A 20830-nucleotide genomic window follows, 5' to 3' on the forward strand; every position below is an offset into this window, starting at 1 on the left:
AGCTATTAGTTTTCCCGTATCTAAATTTACTAAAACTGCACAGTAATTTTTTTGTCCTTTGACTAGAGCGATTTCATCAATTCCTAGTCTTTTTAATTTCGATAAATCTGGCTCTGTAATTTCTTCGGCGATGTCCTCTAGCATTCTTTGAATCTCTTCTTCCGTTACGTCATTTCTTCGGCTAACATTTAAAATATCCCCTTCTTTTAATTGTTCGAGTATATTCTCGGCTAGTCTTTTCGTATAGGTTCGTTTCTTGGCGACAAAATCTAACTCTTCGCTAAAGGGTTTCTGACAATTACCGCACTTAAATTGACGACGATTAACTTGTAGGTACACTGGTTGACCTGAGAGCGGTAAATCTTTGACTAAATATCGATGATTTTGGTGGAGTTTATCGCTCTCTAACCGACAACGAGGACAGGTTGCTTTTTTATTTTTCGATTCGATTCGTCAAACTATACCGATATTTTCTAGGTGTCGATAGCCTTGAATACAGGTTCCTTCTAGGTTCAAAAATTTGTCAAGTATCATAAGTAAAATAATCTCGTTTTTGGCTATTATATCAAATCTTAACTCGATTGTCTATCTTTTGGTATTAACCCGTTTGTGCCTCAAGTCTCTCCCTGTATAGATTTCAGCTACTTTTGAGCGTAGGCGCTCTCATCGAATTTTATTTTAAGTTAATTATTTGCATGGCAATTACCGAAGAGCCAAAATAATTAAACCAGAGCGTGGTTCTATTCTATGAAAATCCAAGCAGATCAAAGATGTATTCTTCTTAAAATTATCTTGTATCTTCTCGACTTTGTGTGATAATTTTTGCCGATGAAATTCTTAAATGTTTACTGGAAAAGACTTTTGGGGCTATTTTGGTGAATAAATAAACTATCAGTATAGGCCTCGTTTCCACACAGAAACCAGAAAAGCCAAATCCTTGCCTAATCGAGATTTGCATGATATTATAAATAAATAATTAAAGCAGAAAATTTCAAGTAAGTTTGGGTAGATTTGAGTATATTTTAGGGGAGGCTAAGTATATTGGCAATCTCTGCTTTTAGTAAGTATAAATAAAATCAACCGGAAAAAGGGGATGGCCGAATGAAGAATAAGAAAGCGGAATTCAGAGAAGGAGGAAGGGAGTGAATTCAATGCCAAGGAGCGGCTCTAATAATCGAAAAGCCAAAATTATCCAATCATCGCCCAACCCGGCGAAACTGGTCAAAAAATATGGATAAAGTGCGGGTTATCGTTGTAGAAGATCACGATTTAACGCGCATGGGCTTAGTGGTGGCTCTCCAGCATCGGGAAGGTATTCAAGTGGTAGGGGAAGCGATCAGTGGATTACAGGGACTGAAACTGCTAGAGGAGACTAAACCCGATGTAGCGATCATCGATATAGGTTTACCCACGATCGATGGGATCGAGTTAGTGCGACGCTTCAAACAAAATCGGGGCGAAGACCCCCTGGCCACGAAAATCCTCATGCTAACCATGCACAAAAACCAAGAACAGGTTTTAGCGGCTTTTAGTGCTGGGGCTGATTCCTACTGTATGAAGGATATTAGCATTGATAAGTTAATCGAGGCGATTTATTCCACCCACGAAGGCAATCATTGGCTTGACCCTGCGATCGCCAATATTGTTCTGCAACAAGTACGCCAAAATGTTCCCGTCGGTCCGGCTGCCGAGACCAAAACAGTGATAATTCAAGGCGTTGACCGAGAATATCACCAATTGCTGGAAAATGCCCCCCTAACGGCACGAGAGCGAGAAATTCTCGCTCTGATTGTTGCGGGTTGTAGTAATGCTCAGATTGCCGAGCGACTCTATATCACCATCGGCACGGTGAAAACCCATGTCCGCAATGTCTTAAATAAACTCTCTGTGGATGATCGGACTCAAGCGGCAGTGCGGGCCCTGCGATCGGGATTAGTGGATTAAAAAAAACGGCATCCTACCCTGGTAGGATGCCGGCTCGGTCAAAACTAGAAACTAGACTTGGGCTGCCACTTTTGATTCAGCGGCCATTAGTTTTTCGTAGGTTTCACGCATTTTGAGACCGACTAACACTTGGAATAAACCCGTACCATTGGTAGAACCGGGATAATCCTTGTGTTTGAGCAGTAATTCCGTCATTTCACCGTAGTATTTAGTGCCGGTTTTGCTCAAATGGCTTTCGATGTAGATCATTTCTTCGAGGTTATCGAATTGACCATCTAGTTCCAGAATCGACACTTCATTCCCCAAGAAGCCATCTGGACCATAGTAGAGTTTAATGCCGGGATAAGCGCAGGTCAATTTACGACCACAGGGCCGCCAATCGATGGTGGAACCTTCATCAAACAGATAAGCGGGTTCAAAGTTTTCTACCCCTTCTTTCTGGATTAAACGGACCCGTAGTAACTTACTTTCGTGATCTTCAAGTAATTGGGTGGGCAGCACTTGAATCACCACGTCAGCGTACTGTCTTTGGGGATCGATATAGGCACTGAAATCCGGTTTTCTAGAATTAATAGCCGCCATCACATCATCATAGGTGTGACCGCGCTCGGCCATATCCCGTTGAATTTTCCAGTTAACTTTGACTTCATCGCTAATATCGAGATAAACGCTGAAATCTAATAGGGACCGGACTCGTTCATCATATAAGGGGTGCAGTCCCTCGATCACGATTACCTTATTCGGTTCGATGATTTCGGGGGGATCGATCATCCCCGTTTCATGATTATAAATAGGTTTATTAATGGCTTGACCTTCCTTGAGAGCTTTAATCTGCTCGTACATCAGGTCAAAGTTATTCGCTTTCGGATTGAGTGCGGTGACACCCACCTCTTTTCTCTGTTTGCGATCGAGACAATGGTAGTCATCTAAACAGATCACTGTCATAAACTCGGCCCCGAATAAATCCGTCAAACGACGTAAAAAAGTAGACTTCCCACAACCGGAGTCCCCAGCTACACCGATTAGAACCACGCGCTCTGGCTTATTGGCCATAGTTTCCCTCTAAATACACAACTAATTGTTAACCGATAGTATGTAATTAAACCAGACTCTGGATCCAGCAGTACCCCGCCGCCACAAATTTCTGCTGCTGACAGGTTCGGCAAGAGCCTCACGCTAGAATGAGTAGGTATTTGATACTAGATATTCTGTTCAGATCATACCGGAATCAGTGACCAAAATCAGTTATCAGTAATCAGTAATCAGTAATCAGTAAACAGTGAAAAGACAGCACTGTTAATGCTATTTCATCCTCCTCACTTAATACCCCTGACTAAAAACCCAGAGCTGATAACTGGTAACTGATCACTGATCACTGATTACTGACAGGCTGCGGTGGATGTGGAGAAATTTAGTCATTTCCTCCACTGCTAAAGGGCCACTGATGCGATTGCCTTGCATTCTCTCGCAACCTAATTCTTGCAGGATTTCTAATTGTTGTTGGGTTTCTACTCCCTTGGCGATCACTATTAAGTTAAAACTTTTCGCTATCGCCAACAATGACGAGATAAAACGGGTATCTTGGGGATTATTACTCAGGTTTTTCGTTAAAGATTGCTCTATTTTCAGTTTTTTCACGGAAAATTGACCTAGATAGGCGATCGACGCGTAACCGCTGCCAAAATCATCAAGGGTGATACTAATACCCAATTCCTGCAAATCCCCAAGAATTCGACCGGTTTCGCGGCTATTTTCTAGTAAACTTGTCTCGGTTATTTCCATCTCCAGAAAGAAAGGCCCGATTTTGCTTTCAGTCAAGACTTCTTTGAGGATGGTGAGCAACTGCGGATCCCGCAATTGGTGCGGGGACAGATTGATCGAGATGGGAGTGTATAATAATCCTCGCTGCTGCCATATTTGTGCTTGTTGACAGGCATTTTTCAGCACCCAACGATTAAGCTCAAGGATTAACTCGCTTTCTTGGATTAAGGGTAAGAAACGATTAGGAGCGATTAATCCGAATTGAGGGTGTAACCAGCGCAATAATACCTCTAACCCTTCCACTTGCCACTGAGTCATATTAACTTGCGGTTGATAGTAAAGAGCTAATTCATTATTTCTGATTGCCTGATAGAGAAAATATTCAACTTTAGAACTACGAGTATTTTTAGGGTGAACATTAACTGACTCTATCCTGGAGTTATTATTGATATTATTCTTGACCGCTACTAAATTTTCCTCCAGTTTCTGTAAAATTATTTTTCTGTCTGTGCCGACGGGGGGACAGATAACTGAACCTAAATTGAATCGCACGGCTAGGGAGTGATTTTCGATTTCGTAATTATTTTCTAGGGTTTCAATAATTCTTTGACTAACTTTTTCCAGATCATTAGCCTTATTAATTTCTGGCAGCAGGATAATAAATTCGTCCCCTCCCCAACGAGCGACTATATCCCCCGATCTCAAATTTTTTCTTAACCGTTCACTGACGATTTTTAATAGCTTATCTTCCAGTCGATAACCTAGTCGATTGTTGACATTTCTTAGCGGCTCTACATCCACTAATAACAGACCGAGCATTTGATTACTTTTCTGGGCATTATTAATAGCATTTGACAGATATTCATTAAAGATAGAACGGTTAGGCAAATTCGTGAGAGGATCTAGGAAAGATTCCTCTTGAGTCCCGTTATCAAAACTAATGGCCTGGGATGGGGAATTATGGAGAATTAGGGTACTTTTTGTGTGGAGGGTATCCCGGCTATAATTTGCTTCATTTTCCGTCAGATCCACTCGTAGCTGTCCTGAACTTTTAACCGGTGCTTGCTCTATTTTTTCTTGACTGGCTATTAAATGAAAACTGGCATTTATATCACAGCCAAAGTTAATTAAATCACCATCTTTTAATTCATGAACCAAGCATTTAGACCCATTGACATAAATACCATTATGACTTTTATTCCCCTCTAAATCACCATCAAGAATCCAATAGGAAAATTTTTGGCGATCAATACTCTTTTTAATTAAAGTCGCATGATAGCGAGACGCGTATTTGGAGCGAAGAACAATTTGATTATCGGACTTACGGCCGAGAGAATATTTCATGTCTTCTAGGGTAATTGTTCTTCTCCCTTGAGGATCTTCCACAATGAGGAGATAACGGGAATTGGATGAACCATTAATCATTTTTTCGGTACCTCGACAAAATATAAGTTGATATGCTCCCTCAAAAAGTCATGGCTTATTCGTCTTTGACTTAATTTATTTTCTCAATAAAGTGTTGGGTGTGATTCGGAACAGTTACTTAACGGCAATTGCGTCACATCTTCTGGTTTCAAGGCCTGAGTCAACCAAAATCCTTGTACTTCTTCAAATTCTGTTCTAGGCCGATTATAGTCGATAACATGGCTAAATGCTCGGTTTTTGATGGTAAAGATGGGATAAAGGTTCGATCTTCAAGCTGTCGAGGGGATATTTATCAATATAACTTAAGAAGGAATAGCCAGCATCAAAATTATCTAAAACTAACTGTACCCCTAATTCCTTGGCTTAAAGCTGACCCCGCTCCCACGCAGTTTTAACGAGTAATTCAGATAGTCAACAGCTTACCGACAATCAGCAATTATCAGTCATCCTTAAACTGGTACAAATGTATAAACAACCCCCTGTAAGCATCCCACTTGCAAAGCTAATGCTTTCCAGCGGTTGGGGGAGACAGTTCCTCCACGGACATCTGATAGCAAATCGGTTTTTAGTGGTACGATTAACTGCCAATCAAACTTTAAAAACCCGCTCCCTTCTCCCCACCTCCCACTTCCCACTCCCCAACGGAGGGTTTGGGGGGTAGAATCCCCCAAGAGTCAAAGATTAAGTGATAAAATCGGAAATAACAGCCAATTCTAGCCGAGAGTTTCCCTTTAAAAATCCCAACCTAGTAAATTGACAAAAATGAGATGCAACCGACAGGAGTTCTCCCTATGGATAGCAACCGATTAATCGAAGAATTAAAAAATCCCGACTTTTATCCTCATTCTGTCAAAATTCCCGTTGAAACTATCCAAACCCATGCTTCAATTATCTTCTTGACAGGAGATTATGCCTATAAAGTCAAAAAACCAGTTAATTATAATTTTTTAGATTTCTCCACTTTAGAAAAGAGAAAGTATTATCTAGAACAGGAACTAGAGTTAAATAAAAGAGTTGCGGCGAATATCTATCTGGAAGTTTTGTCAATTAATGAGGAACGGGGTAGCATAAGTTTAAATGGAGAAGGGAAAGCGATCGAATACATTTTAAAAATGAATCAGTTTCCCCAAGAATGTTTACTGAGTAAGGTTTTTGAACGGGGAGAACTAACGGAAAAAGCTATAAAATCTTTGGCTGAAAAAGTGGCAGGATTTCATCGACAAGCTGTGACTAATTCCTATATTACCCAATTTGGCAATTTAGAAGTTATTAAACAAGCTTTTGATGAAAACTACCAACAAACCGAGAAATATATTAATTTTGTCCAAACCCAAAAACAATACGATGAAACGAAAGCTTATACAGATAAATTCTTCGCAGAACACGGAGATTGGTTAGAAGAAAGACAAATAAAAGGGATGATTCGCGAATGTCACGGAGACTTACATTTAAATAATATCTGTCAGTGGCAGGGAGAAATACAATTATTTGATCGCATAGAATTTAATGAATCTTTTCGCTTTGTTGATGTCATGTATGATCTTGCTTTTACAGCCATGGATTTAACCGCTAGGGGGAGAGAAGATTTCGCTAATTTATTTGTGAATACTTATTTAGAACAAACCGCCGACTGGGAGGGTTTAAAAGTCTTGCCTCTCTACCTGACTAGACAAGCATATGTGAGGGCAAAAGTCAATAGTTTTTTGCTTGATGGTGACAGTTTTTCCGAGAAAATTAAAGCCAATGCACAGGATTATTATCAATTAGCTTGGCAGTACACACAACCGCAGAAACCGAGATTAATTCTGATGTCGGGATTTTCTGGCTCGGGTAAGAGTACCATAGCGAAAGTAATTGCTAAAAATCTTAATGCTATTCAGATTCGTTCCGATGCAGTTCGCAAACATTTGGCTGGAATTGACTTAAATCAAACAGGAAGTCTAGACATATATAGTCTGGAAATGAGTCAAAAAACCTTCGCTAGACTGGCCGAATTAGCCGAAATTTTAATAGCTTTAGGTTATCCGGTTATTCTCGATGCACGCTACGATAAATATGCTTGGAGAGAACCTTTATTAACCTATGCCCAAAATTTACAGATTCCTTTTCATATTGTCCATTGTTACGCACCTATAGAAGTTTTAAAACAACGGATTGCCGCTAGAAAAGGCGATATTTCTGACGCTACTATCGAGGTTTTAAATGCCCAAATTGAGAAAACAGAACCTTTTAATGAAAAAGAACAACCCTATCTAATTTCCCTAGACACTACTAATCCCGATTGGCCAGAATTTTTCGAGAGTCAATTAGATAAATAGGTTGAGATGAATCACCGATATAGCCATTCTTATAATTAAGTTATCTTGTATAAAGCAGCAAGAAGGAGAAGCGATGGAAACTGTAGTGTTAAATCTAGAGACAGTTAATCTGACCGATGAACAATTTTATCATCTCTGTCAGGCTAATCAAACATGGAATTTAGAACGTAATCAAAAAGGAGAATTATTAATTATGGCTCCCGTGGGTGGAAATAGTGGGGCTCTTCTCGACTTTGTGTGATAATTTTTGCTTATGGAATCGTGAAATGCTTATCGGGCAAGACTTTTAGGGCTATTTTGCGGATATTCTATCAGTATAGACCTCGTTTCCACACATAAACCAGAAGAGCCATAGTGGTAAACAGGAAGCTAATTTGATTGTTAAAGTTGGGGTATGGAACGAGCAAACTCAACTTGGTGAGGTGTTTAGTTCTTCGACAATTTTTCGTTTACAAAATGGAGGAGATCGTTCTCCTGATGTTGCTTGGATAAAACGGGAAAGATGGGAAGCTTTGAGCGCAGAAGAGCGAGAAAAGTTCCCACCTTTGTGTCCCGATTTTGTGATTGAATTACGTTATCGTACCGATTCTTTAACCTCTTTACAGGACAAGATGAGTGAATATTTAGCCAGTGGTTTACGTTTGGGTTGGTTGATTAATCCGCAACAGCAGCAGGTGGAAATCTATCGACTAAATAGCGATGTGGAAATTATTAATTTACCTGCTATTTTATCCGGGGAAGATGTGTTACCCGGGTTTGTTTTGAATTTAACTTAGGAAGGATTACAGGGAATAACAAAGGGAATGACACCGAATCAGGCTATCTCTATTTTGTCAAAACATTTCCAGAAAAGCGATCGATTGTCAGCTTGGCGGTGTATAATCTCTCAAAATCGCCCAAAAAAAAGAATCAGGATTTCAGGAACAGATTCTCTGGCTACTGCTTCAAAGAAAGAGGAAACTCTCAGTCACAACATTGATATTTGTCAATAATGTCACCTAAAATTTTCAATCATCACTTTACTCCCCTCAAATCCCTCTCTTTGGGGTTATTTCTCCTGCAAGCTTTCACTCCCCTCACCCTAGCAGCCCCCCCGCGAGAACCGGATCAAACCGTCGGCTGTGATATTCTGGTGGTGGGTGGTGGTTTAGCCGGTGCCGGTGCGGCCTACGAAGCTTTATTATTAGGAAAAACCGTCTGTTTAACCGAGATTACCGACTGGGTGGGGGGACAGATATCTTCTCAGGGAACCTCCGCATTAGATGAAAGACGAACACAAAGAGAAAAATTATTTTTCCCGAAAGGTTATCTAGAATTTAGGGAAAGAATTAGAAAGCATTACGGGAAACGCAACCCCGGAGAATGTTGGGTAAGCGGGTCTTGTTTTTTGCCTTTTGATGGACATAAATTATTATTTCAACAGTTAGAAGACGCTGCCAAAAAAGGCAAAGGAACCCTGAAATGGTTTCCCACCACGGTAGTCAAAGAATTAAATATTGAAACTTTACCCAATCGCGGTACTGGTCAACAGATTACCGGTGTAATTGCTATTCAACATAGTCCCGCAAAAGGTACTCCTCCCCTAAATACCGAGTTTTTATCGCAAAAAATGGAGGATATCTATCGCTACGAAAATTCTCCCCGTTTTGATAAGAAAATCCTCCGTTTTGTCCCCAAATCCTCCCAACCGAATCAATTAGCAGATTGGTATGTGATTGAAGCGACCGAAACCGGGGAAATAATCGGATTATCAGATATTCCCTACCGTTTAGGTGTCGATAAGCGCAGTTATCTCGAACCTTCTTCCTCTAGCGTCACTGGCGACCCCTACTGTACCCAAGGCTTTACCTATACCTTCGCCATGGAGGAAACAGAAAAACCACAAACCCACGAGAAACCCGTTTATTATGAACGCTATGCCCCCTATTTTAGCTATGAATTGCCCCGATTAGCCGATTTTGACCTCGTTTTCACCTATCGTCGTATTTGGAGTCCGCAACTGGGTAAAGAGAAAACCTTTGGGGGAATTACTTTCACTGAACCCGTACCGGGGGATATTTCCATGCAGAATTGGACCTGGGGAAATGATTATCGTCCGGGGACTGCTAAGGATAACTTTATCTACACCCGTGAACAGTTGCAACAGTTAGGACAGTTATCTCCGGGGGGATGGATGGGAGGATTACGCACAGAAACCCTCGCGAGGGGCGAAGAACACGCCATTTCCTACTATTATTGGTTAGTAGAAGGAACCACCGATTCCCAGTTAGGGGACGGGGTAAAAGTTCCCCATTTGAATAACCGTTATCTCTCCGGTTTTGATTCTCCCATGGGTACTGCCCACGGTTTGTCAAAATATCCCTATATTCGGGAAGCAAGACGGATTATCGGTCGTCCTTCCCTGACTTACCCCGATGGTTTTACCGTCACAGAAATCGATATTTCCCGACAAAATTTTCAAAGCGATTTCTATCGTCAAAATCTTTCTCCAGCAGAATATCGGCGCTTAATTGCCACCTTGGCAGGATTAGAGGGATTTTCCGTACTTGATGGCACATTATCCCCCGATCAGGCCGTTAAACGCAAGCGATCGACTATTTACCCCGATTCCGTCGGTATCGGTCACTATGCGATTGATTTTCATCCCTGCATGACGGAACATCCCCCCGAAAAACCGGGTAATACAGAAAAAGCAGGAGAAAGACAGGGACAAGGGCAAGCTTACCCCTTCGAGATCCCTTTAAGGGCTATAATTCCCCAAAAAATCGATAATTTACTGATAGCGGGCAAAAGTATCGCCCTCAGCCATATTGCCGCGGCCGCCTATCGTGTCCATTCCTTCGAGTGGTCCTCTGGGGTAGCTGCTGGCATCACGGCCGTGTATGCTTTAGATAATAATGTACTGCCCTATCAATTAGTAGAAAGTGACTTTCTCATTGGCAATAAACAACTGCGAGAATTACGACAAAAAATCGCTGCTAGTGGTAATCCAACTGTGTTCCCCGATGCCTCAATTTTCCGGTCGATGGATGATTGGTATTAATTAACCAAAATTGCAGGAGTCAGGAGTCTTTAAGCAGTCAGCAGTCAGCAACTCGGACTGTGATAATAACTAGAAAACGGTTACGACTGTTTTGGGTTGAGAATACTATTAATAATCAGAGCGTTTTTGGGAAGATAAGGAGGATCAATCATTTCACGATGAATACCAGTGGCATAATGATTGATTCTTTCTCCTTTTGTTGCTTGTATCCAATCATCTTGAGCTTCATAGTTTCCCTCAGCACGAATCAAATGAATAGTCCCTTGAATTTGTACATTTTTTAAGTCAGAATTCCAAAGAAAATTAAAGTATTCCCACACTTGATTATAAGTGCGATTGCGGAGTTTTTGATTCTCTAAAAAGTAACCTCTTAATTGCTGACGTTTGGGATTTAATAAGAAAGCATCAACCCCTTCTTGAATCTCTGACATATCAGCTTTTTTAGCCTCACGTCCTCCTCTGTAAGTATCCAGTAAAATGACATCAGAAACAACTCTCCCTCGACTTTCTAATTGTTGAGCCATTAACATCGCTAAAAATCCGCCGGCGGAATGTCCCATTAATTTTATATCTTGATTCTGAGCCAAATCCTCAATTAATTCAGCGTATTTTTCTAACATTAATTCATCGCTAATATACCGGAAAGTATAGAGAGCATAATCCGTTATATACTCTGCTAAATTGGCATAAGCAGCAGCGAAACCAAGAGCGGGAGGAAATAAAAAGACGGCTTTTTTTTGCTCCTTATTAAACACCACATACGGGCGTTCTTTCGGCTGAATATTCATCTCTTGAGCATAAATAATATAATCGCTTAATTCGGCGACTGTTGGCTTTTCATAAATCATTGATAAAGGAATTTCTATGGCCATTTTCTCATAAATTAAAGCCATAAGATTCATCGCTTGTAATGAATGACCCCCCAACTCAAAGAAGTTATCATTAACCCCTATCTTGCCAGCTTGTAGAAGTTGTTGCCAAAGACTTACTAAGATAGTTTCCGTTGAATTGCGGGGTGCTAAATAGGGTGATTCAACTAGAGAAGTCTCATCCGGTATAGGCAATTTATGAACGTCTATTTTTCCGTTAGGATTTAAGGGAAAATCCGACAACAGGACAAAAGCAGAAGGGATCATGTAAACGGGTAATTTCTGTTGTAAGAAACGGTGCAGCTCCTGAGAAGTTAATAAAGTATCTTTTCTCATTACATAAGCAACTAACCGTTGATTATGTAATGTGTCTTCCCGCATAATCACAACAGCTTGTTCGACGTTGGGATGAGTTTCTAAAACTGTCTGAATTTCTCCTAATTCAATACGGAAACCTCTCAGCTTGAGTTGATTATCAATTCGCCCTAAATATTCAATATTGCCATCGGGAAGATAGCGAGCTAAATCCCCCGTTTTATATAATTTCCCCTGAGCAAAAGGATGAGGAATAAATTTTTCAGCCGTTAATTCAGGTTGGTTGAGGTATCCACGCGCTAAACCCATTCCACCAATATGTAATTCTCCAGCAACACCAATAGGAACCGGTTGAAGATAGCTGTCGAGGATATAAACTTGAACATTAGCAAGGGGACATCCAATAGAAATTTGGGAATTTGGCTGACAGCACCAGCCAGTGGTATAAACGGCTGCTTCTGTCGGTCCATAAAAGTTATATAATTCACAGTTTAACTGCTGAAAAAATCGTTGATTGAGTTCATAAGATAAGGCTTCTCCCCCGACAATTACTCGTTTTAAACAGTGGCAATCTTTGCTCTTGGGATGTTGCAGAAAAACTCGCAATATTGAGGGAACACAAGTGAAATAAGTTACTTGTTCTTGCACAATTAAATCTATTAAATAATCTATATCTTTATACCCGTCAGGTTTCGTCACGACTAGGGTAGCACCAGATGTTAAAGATGAGAAAACTTCCCAAACTGAAACATCAAAACTAAAGGGAGTAATTTGGAGAATGCAATCTTCAGAGGTAAGATTATAATAATCAATAGTGTATTTCAGAGTATTAGAAATTCCTTGATGAATATTCATCACACCTTTAGGTTTTCCTGTTGAACCAGAAGTGTATATAACATAAGCTAAATTTTCTGGTTTAACTGGAGAGTTCAAATTCTCTTGACTATAATTAGCTATCTTTAACCAATCTGTATCTAAACACAGTATTTCGGGGCAATTTTCTGGTAGAGATTGAACTAAAGATTGCTGAGTTAACAACAGAGAGATAGCTGAATCAGATATCATATAATCCAAGCGCTCAGGGGGATAATTAGGATCCAAAGGAACATAAGCTCCCCCGGCTTTAATAATTCCCAATATTCCGATGATCATCTCAAAGGAACGCTCAATAAAAATCCCCACTAATACTTCTGAAGTTACGCCTTTTTCTTGTAAATAGTGACCGACTTGATTAGCTCGATTATTTAACTCTCGATAGGTCAATTTTTTGCCCTCAAAAATAAGAGCTATTGCCTCGGGATTATCTCTAACTTTTTCTTCAAATAACTGGTGCAGACACTTTTGAGAATAAGCGACTTCGGTTTGATTCCACTCTATTAGTAATTGATGCCGTTCTTCAGGGGTTAATAAATTAATCTCAGATAATTGACAATCTGGATTCTGAATTACACTTTCAATAATTTGTAAAAAGTGACCGCTCATTCTGGCGATAGTTTCAGGCAAAAATAAATCTGGCTCATATTCAATAGCTAATATAAGATTATGACTATCTTCAAAGAAGCTCCAAGTCATATCAAATTGAGCCATGCGTGGTTTTAAGGGATAAGGTTGATGTTCCAAACCTGGAATTTTTAAGACAGTTTTGCTTTCTTTACCCAGTAGAGAAAACATGACATCAAATAAGGGATTTCGGGACAGATCTCGTTCTAAATTGAGAGCAGATACTAATTTATCAAAAGGATAATCACGATATTCATAAGCATCAAGACAGGTGTTAGTTACTTCCCCTAAGACTTGCTTAAACGTTACTCCCTCTGGTAATAAAGATCTCAAAGCCAAGGTGTTAACATAAAACCCGATCTGGTTTTCTAAATCAGGATGATTTCGTGCTGAAATAGGGATACCAACTACTAAATCCCGTTGGCCGGTGTGGCGGTAGAGTAATATTTTAAAGAAAGTCAGTAGGGTAATAAATAGAGTCGTATTATTTTGAGTTGCAAAGGTTTGTAATTGTTGGCTAAGACTCTCACTAAATTCATAAGTGTAGGAAGCCGCTTGAGAAGATTTTACTTGAGGTCGAGGGAAGTCTATCGGTAAGTTTAAGATAGGGGGATGTTCGAAAAAAACCTCACACCAATACTCATGTTGTTCTCTAACTTCTTCACTTTCTAACCACTGATTTTGCCATGCCGCATAATCTTTATACTGTAGGGTAAGAGGGGGTAATTCAGCTTTTTTTTGTTGAGTATAAGCAGAGTATAATGTCAAGAACTCTTGAAAGATGACATCAAGTGATTGTGCATCTCCAATAATATGATGGACAGTCAAACCAAAGATAAATTCTTCTGACTTAATCTGCACCAATAAGACTCGAACAAGGGGCAACTTTTCTAGACTAAAAGGTAAATTTGCCGAATCTTGAATCAAATCATCTGCCAAGAGTTCAGCATCTTTTTCTTCTCTTAAATCTTTAAAAATGATTAACTGTTCTGTGGAGATTTGCTCATGAATAACTTGCTTAATATTGCCCCCAACACTGGTAAAAGTGGTTCTGAGAATTTCATGACGGTTCACCAGTTCTTGAAAAGCTGCTGTTAATATAGAAACATCTAACTTGCCATTAATTCTCATGGCAAGCCTAATATTATAAGCACTAGAAGATTCGCTGATATGCTGCAAAATCCAAAGCCTTCTTTGACCGTGAGAGACTTCGTAATATTTTTGTTTTTCCAGTGGGTTAATTGAGTCAGATTGTGGTAAGTTGATCATCGTTTTTGTCGGGATTGAATTAATACAGCTTGTTCTTTTAAAGTATTATGGGTAAAAATTTCCCGTAATCGGAGGGAAACCCCAAATTGATTACGGATTTGTGACACTAAGCGCATCGCCTTTAGACTGTTTCCTCCTAGTTCAAAAAATGACTGATTACTGTTACTCACTTCTGCTTCTAATAACTCACCCCAAAGGGAAGCTAATAAAGCTTCTTGTGGATTAAAATCTGGGACTTGGTTAGTTGAGTCAGTAATATTTTCTTCGGGTTTTGGCAAAGCTAGACGATGAATTTTTCCATTGGGTAACAAGGGAAAAGCTTCTAACCGCATTAAAAAGCTAGGCTGCATATAAATCGGTAAGAGTTGCTTTAATTTACCTCGAATATATTCCTGATGAACTGTATCCTCTGCTTGATAATAAGCAATTACGGTTACTAATTCCTCCTTTTTATTAGCTATAACTAAGGCTTTTTCTACTCCCTCAATCCCACTGAGGACATCTTCAATCTCTCCTAATTCAATCCGTACCCCATTTAATTTAATTTGGTTGTCACTGCGTCCTATTACTTCTAAAGTTAGATCAGGAAGCAGTCTGCCTAAGTCTCCAGTACGATAAACTATATCCCTCCCCCCATTCAAAGGATTAGGCACAAAAACTGAATGAGTTAAGCTTTCATCTTGATAATAACCTTTTGTTAAATAGGGGGATTTAACGAATACTTCTCCTACTTCTCCTATTGCCCTGGCGCGATTTCTATCAACCACTGCATAAGCGGCATCTGGCAAAGTTTGACCACCCGGAACCCGTTCATAGGGAATATTATTAGGGTTAGGAATTCGATAAAAATGCTTAACAAATGTAGTTTCACTTGCTCCATAAATATTCACAAATTCTGTCTGAGAGCCAAAAATTTGATGCCATTCAGCCAGTTCTTTCACAAATAAAGGCTCTCCTCCTAAGACAAAAATTCGCAAATTTTTCAGGAGATTATGAGCATTAATTAAACCACGCCCCATCTTTAAAAATAGACGCATTACCGAGGGGACAGTGTGTAGTAAGTTAATTTTCCATTCTCCTATTCGCAGTAATAAAAGCTCTAAGTCTTCTCGCTCTGTACTCTCTGGAATATACAGAGTTCCCCCTGAGCATAAAGTCACACAGGTTTCCCTCAAATAAGCATCAAAATTAATTTGAGCAATTTGTAAACAGCGCCAACTTTCATTAATGCCAAATTCCCGTTTTTCCCAATCAATGAAATGACGTAAGCTGCCGTGACTGCCTAAAATTGCTTTAGGTTCACCGGTTGAGCCAGAAGTAAACATAATATAATTAGAATCATCAGCATCCGGCATAGCTAGAACGGGTTGCAGTTTGCTTAATTGGCAAGGAAACTCTTGATAATCCATGCCATTCCACTGATGATATTGCTGAATTTTATGAGCCTTAACCACTAAGATATGAGGCAGTTTTTCTAATGCGGATAGTTGGGGTTTAATCCCCTCTAAATTCTCCGCCGCAACTAAGATAATTTCAGGGCTAGTTTTAATCATCATGCGTTGCCGACGCTCCTCTGGTTCATCTAAACGTAGAGGTAAATAGATTCCTCCGGCTTTAAATACTGCCAGCATGGCGATTAACTGACGATAATCTCCTTCTAGGAGAACACCACAAACCTTGTCTTTTTCCACGCCTAATTCTTTTAAGGCATAAGCCCAAAAGTTAGTTAGTTCATGTAATTCTTGATAGCTAAATTTACCCCCTGGATAAATAATCGATGTTTTCTCCGGTTTGGCTTCAACTTGGTCAATAAAATCATGGATAATGGTACGGGTTTCTAAGCGAGGAATAGGATTGATAAAATTGGCGATGAAAGCGGTTTCTGCTGCCGATAACAAAGAAATGTCTTTGACGGGTTGGGCAGGGTTAGATAGCATTTCATTCAAGAGTTTATCGAAGTGAATGAGACATTTTTTCATCCTCTCCTCTTGGAATAAGTCGGTGTTATAAATTAGCTCTAATCTGAGTTTTTCCTGAGCTTCACTAAACACAAAAGATAGATCAAACTTACTGGTCGGGGTCAGGGAATCTAGAGATTTTATTTGTATATTTTCTAAGCCTACAGGTTGATCAAAATTTTGCAGAAGGACTAATATATCAAACAAGGGAGTGCGGTTAATTTCTCTAGAAACAGCTAATTTTTCTACTAAAATATCAAAGGGATAATCGGAATGTTCTAAGGCTTCGGTAACGGTTTGACGAACCTTTGCGAGTAGATTTTTGTAGCCTTTTTCGGGTTCAATTTGGTCACGAATAACTAAGGTATTGAGAAATAAACCGATTAGAGATTGCAGTTGAGGATGGTTTCTAGTGGCGATTTCTGTACCAATAGTAATATCATGTTGACCACTGTAGCGATACAGTAATATTTTGACAGCCGCTACCAATGCCATGAATAGGGTTATTTCGTTTTCCTGACAAATTTTTCTTAATTTAGAAATCGTTTCTCGGTCAAATGTCCAGCTTAAATGAGAACCCTTAAACGTCTTTATTTGGGGACGTTTAAAGTCTGTCGGTAAGTGAACTCTGGTCAGTTGTCCATTGTCCAGTTTTTGCCGCCAGTAATCTAGGTTTTTTGAATTATTTTCGCTCCTTAAAAGATTATTTTGCCACCCTGCATAATCTTTATATTGTATCGGCAATGGCTCTATATTAGGCTGTAATCCTTTGGCTAAATCAGAGTAGTATTCTAAGCATTCTTTAGCTAACAAACTCATTGACCAACCATCACAGATAATATGATGAATTTCTAACTCCAAAATATATTCATTCGGAGACAGTTTATAAACCTTAGAGCGCACCAGGGGACTTTTTTCTAAGTCAAACGCTTTTCTCTCTTTTGCAATCGTTTCTAAGATTTCTTCATCAGGTTTATTTGTCCAGTCTTTAAATTCCCAATCAAAAGGACGATTTTGCAGGATTTTCTGTTGTGGTTCACCGTTAATTAAAATGAAAGATGTCCGCAGGGATTCATGACGGGAAATCAATAATTGTATGGCTTTTTCAAAGACATCTGGGCTAAAATTTCCTGCTATTTTGAGGGTGGAAACAATATGATAAGCTACATTATTGAGCTCCATCTGTTGCAAGACATAGAAACGTCTCTGAGCATGGGATGTTTCGTAGGTTTCTTGTGCAGATACAAGGGGAATAGTGGCTACCGTCAGAGGGGGAACAGTGCTTAATAATTCTGCTTGTTCAGCAATGGTAGGATGAGCAAATACTTGTTTGATGGGCAAAGATTGCCCTAACTTTTCTTGAATTTTACTCACTAGAGAAATAGCTTTTAAGCTATGTCCTCCTAACTCAAAGAAGTTGTCATTAACCCCTATTTGTGATAGCTGAAGAACATCTTGCCAAATCTGAGCTAAGAGGCTTTCTTTTTCATTTCTTGGAGCTATATAAGCAGATTCAATAATTGATGTCTCATCGGGGACAGGTAATTTTTTCCTGTCTATCTTGCCATTGTTATTTAAGGGAAAATCTGACAACATGACAAAGGCAGAAGGAACCATATAAGCGGGGAGTTGCTGCTGCAAGAAACGGCGCAATTCTCCGATACCTAATGAGGGGAATTTCCTGACTATATAAGCGACTAAGCGTTGATTTTCTGACGTATCTTCTCGCAAAATAACTACGGCTTTTTCCACTTGAGAATGGGTCTCTAAAACTGCTTCTATTTCCCCTAATTCAATCCGTAATCCCCTCAGCTTAACCTGATTATCAATGCGCCCTAAAAATTCAATATTGCCCTCTGGAAGATAGCGAACTAAATCCCCCGTTTTATATAATATACCCGAATTAAAAGGGTTAGAAATAAATTTTTCTTTAGTTAATTCCAGACGATTGAGATAACCCCGCGCTAACCCCACACTGCTAATATGTAACTCTCCAGGAACCCCAATCGGAAGCGGTTGTAAATTCTGATCTAAAATATAAACTTTTGTGTTAGAAATTGGCTTGCCAATAGACGGGGATGAGGAGTTTCCTTCCTCATAATCGGGAACTATTCCTGAAGTGGTTACTACTGTATTCTCTGTGGGACCATAATTATTAATAAGCTTAAAAGGCCTTGATACTGAAGGATAATGATGGAGTTTATCCCCACCCGTTAAGATAATTCTGAGGGCTATATTTTCATCCCATTCTAAAGATAAAATCTTCTCAACTAGGGGAGTTGGTAAAAAGCTGACGGTGATTTCTTGGGCAATTAACCAGTCTCGCAACTCCGGGGGAGATTGCATGATTTCAGGTTTAACTAAGACAAGACTCGCACCGGCTGTTAAACAGGGCCATAACTCCCAAACCGCAGCATCAAAAGCGCTTCTTGCTAGTTGAGTAGTTTTGTCTAAAGGCGTAATTTCAAAAGCGTCTTGATGCCAACAAATTAAATTCATTAACCCCCGATGGCTAATTAATACTCCTTTGGGTTTTCCCGTTGAACCTGATGTATAAATAACATAGGCTAAATTCTCAGGAGTCGTTAGATTGAAGGGATTTTCTGGGCTATAGGTAGCTATCTTTTCCCAATCCCTATCTAAACACAGTAATTCGGCACCAGTTTGGGGAAGAAAATCCCCTAAAGATTCCTGAGTTAACACCAAAGAAACACCCGAATCTGAGAGGATATCCCCCAAGCGCTCGGTAGGATAATCTGGCTCTAAAGGTACATAAGCTCCCCCAGCTTTTAATATCCCTAATAAACCGATGACCATCTCTAGGGAACGCTCCATAAAAATACCGACCAAACTTTCTGGATTCACCCCCTTATCTCGTAAACAGTGAGCTAACTGATTTCCCCGGTTATTTAACTGTTGATAGGTCAATTTTTGGTCTTCAAAAATAACCGCTATTCCCTCGGGATTCTGGGCAACTTGTTCCTCAAATAATTGATGTAAAGACTTATCTAAAGGATAATCAGCCTCAGTATTGTTCCACTCTACTAATAACTGATGTTGCTCTTCTGTTGTCAATATAGGTAATTGTGTTACTCGTTGCAGAGGTTCAGTAACAATTCCTGTTAAAATAGTCTGTAAATGTCCTGCCATCCGTTCAATCGTATCCTGAGTAAAACGGCCAGTATCATAGATTAACTGAATCAGTAACTCCTGTTTAGGAATAGCAACCACCGTCAAAGGATAATTAGTTTCCTCAAAATTCTCCACATCCTTAACCCTTAAGGATTGACGAGAATCTCTCGATAACGCTTCTCTGGGATAATTCTCAAAAACGACCAAACTCTCAAACAGGGGAACCCCCGGTGGAATATCACTTAATCTCTGTATTTCAGCCAGAGAAACATAAGCATAATCCTGAATTTCTGCTTGCTTTTGCTGTAATTCCTGTAACCAAGATAGCAATAAATCTGATTCTCTGATGGAGACTCGCAGCGGCAATGTATTAATAAATAATCCTACCCTATGTTCTACCCCTGATAAATCATGGGGGCGACCAGAAACCGTAACCCCAAATAAAACTTCTGACTCCCCACTATAGCGACTGAGAAGAATCGCCCAAGCGGCCTGTACTAGAGTAGATAAGGTCAGATTATGCTTTTGTGCCAAAGATTGCAGGTCTTTCGAGTGAGAAGCCGATAAATGACAGTTATACTCTTTATAAGTCGGCTTACCTTCAGATTTCATTAACTGGAGTCTGTCCACCCTCAGGGGGGTGGGAGTCATAAACCCTTCAAGAGTTCGCTGCCAAAAACTCTCAGCAACAGATGGGTTTTGCTGCTGTAACCAAACAATATAATCTTGATAAGGACGGGGCAAAGGAAGATGATAACTTTCCCCTTGAATACCCGCCTCATAAAACCCTAAAACTTCTTGATAAATAATAGGCATACTCCAACCATCTAGAATAATATGATGATGATTGCAGAGGAATTTATAAGTTTGGTCTGATAGTTGAATCATCAAGCAGCGCATTAAAGGAGCAACTTTGAGTTCAAACCCTTGTTGACGCTCTGTTTGTAACAATAAATCTAAACGTTGTTGTTGTTCTCTGGGGGAAAGATTGCGCCAATCTTGATAATCCCAAGGCAAATCAACCTTTTTTCGCACAATTTGCAGAGGTTTTTCCCGTTTTTCCCAAAGAAATAGAGTCCTTAATACCGAGTGACGCTCGACAACTTTTTCCCACGCTTGCCTAAAAACTGTAAGGTTAATTTCTCCCTCCAGAGTAATTAGAGTTTGGCTACAATAAATCCCTGAATCAGGAGTATAAAGACTATGAAAGAGCATCCCTTCCTGCATGGGGGAAAGAGGATAAATAGACTCCACATTTTTGGCGGGTTGATTTTTTGTGTCTGCCATGAAAGATTC

7 protein-coding genes and 2 pseudogenes are annotated in these 20830 nt (G+C 39.8%); 4 read left to right on the top strand and 5 right to left on the bottom strand.

The genetic code is table 11. The features are described from left to right. Window positions 1-534: pseudogene (locus IM322_RS02080) on the bottom strand (transposase family protein); the annotation flags it as partial. Window positions 535-1230: 696 nt separating this feature from the next. Between IM322_RS02080 and IM322_RS02085 the strand changes: the two are divergent. Continuing rightward, window positions 1231-1944 carry a response regulator gene (locus IM322_RS02085; RefSeq protein ID WP_287672590.1) on the top strand — a complete coding sequence of 238 codons (714 nt, stop codon included), beginning with the start codon at window positions 1231-1233 and terminating at the stop codon, window positions 1942-1944. Between the two features lie 51 nt (window positions 1945-1995). Here IM322_RS02085 and IM322_RS02090 read toward each other — a convergent pair whose 3' ends face one another. Further along, window positions 1996-2997 (bottom strand): phosphoribulokinase, encoded by a 1002-nt coding sequence (locus IM322_RS02090; RefSeq protein WP_287672588.1) that lies wholly within the window; start codon window positions 2995-2997, stop codon window positions 1996-1998. A gap of 312 nt (window positions 2998-3309) precedes the next feature. Further along, entirely contained in the window at window positions 3310-5130 is a 1821-nt protein-coding gene (locus tag IM322_RS02095; RefSeq protein WP_287672585.1) for an EAL domain-containing protein, read from the bottom strand. Window positions 5131-5921: 791 nt separating this feature from the next. On the opposite strand from IM322_RS02095, the gene IM322_RS02100 reads away from it, so the two are divergent. The 3 genes and pseudogenes from IM322_RS02100 to IM322_RS02115 all read left to right on the top strand — a co-directional run bounded on the left by IM322_RS02100 (window position 5922) and on the right by IM322_RS02115 (window position 10491). Continuing rightward, window positions 5922-7448 (top strand): bifunctional aminoglycoside phosphotransferase/ATP-binding protein, encoded by a 1527-nt coding sequence (locus tag IM322_RS02100; RefSeq protein WP_287672583.1) that lies wholly within the window; start codon window positions 5922-5924, stop codon window positions 7446-7448. A gap of 73 nt (window positions 7449-7521) precedes the next feature. Next, window positions 7522-8224, top strand: a pseudogene (locus IM322_RS23635) (Uma2 family endonuclease). 215 nt (window positions 8225-8439) lie between these two features. After that, entirely contained in the window at window positions 8440-10491 is a 2052-nt protein-coding gene (locus tag IM322_RS02115; RefSeq protein ID WP_287672582.1) for an FAD-dependent oxidoreductase, read from the top strand. Between the two features lie 80 nt (window positions 10492-10571). Here the strand turns inward: IM322_RS02115 and IM322_RS02120 are convergent, their stop codons facing one another. Then, window positions 10572-14444 carry a non-ribosomal peptide synthetase gene (locus tag IM322_RS02120; RefSeq protein ID WP_287672581.1) on the bottom strand — a complete coding sequence of 1291 codons (3873 nt, stop codon included), beginning with the start codon at window positions 14442-14444 and terminating at the stop codon, window positions 10572-10574. Continuing rightward, a complete protein-coding gene (locus tag IM322_RS02125; protein WP_287672580.1) occupies window positions 14441-20821 on the bottom strand; it encodes a non-ribosomal peptide synthetase in 6381 nt (2126 codons plus the stop codon). The genes IM322_RS02120 and IM322_RS02125 overlap by 4 nt, the downstream gene beginning before the upstream one ends. Between the last annotated feature and the right edge of the window lie 9 nt (window positions 20822-20830).

This window comes from Microcystis sp. M109S1, from assembly GCF_020247025.1.
Lineage (GTDB): Bacteria > Cyanobacteriota > Cyanobacteriia > Cyanobacteriales > Microcystaceae > Microcystis.

Coding starts and splice junctions, on each gene's coding strand:
- IM322_RS02085 (WP_287672590.1), top strand. CDS start 1,231: ATGGATAAAGTGCGGGTTATCGTTGTAGAAGATCACGATTTAACGCGC.
- IM322_RS02090 (WP_287672588.1), bottom strand. CDS start 2,997: ATGGCCAATAAGCCAGAGCGCGTGGTTCTAATCGGTGTAGCTGGGGAC.
- IM322_RS02095 (WP_287672585.1), bottom strand. CDS start 5,130: ATGATTAATGGTTCATCCAATTCCCGTTATCTCCTCATTGTGGAAGAT.
- IM322_RS02100 (WP_287672583.1), top strand. CDS start 5,922: ATGGATAGCAACCGATTAATCGAAGAATTAAAAAATCCCGACTTTTAT.
- IM322_RS02115 (WP_287672582.1), top strand. CDS start 8,440: ATGTCACCTAAAATTTTCAATCATCACTTTACTCCCCTCAAATCCCTC.
- IM322_RS02120 (WP_287672581.1), bottom strand. CDS start 14,444: ATGATCAACTTACCACAATCTGACTCAATTAACCCACTGGAAAAACAA.
- IM322_RS02125 (WP_287672580.1), bottom strand. CDS start 20,821: ATGGCAGACACAAAAAATCAACCCGCCAAAAATGTGGAGTCTATTTAT.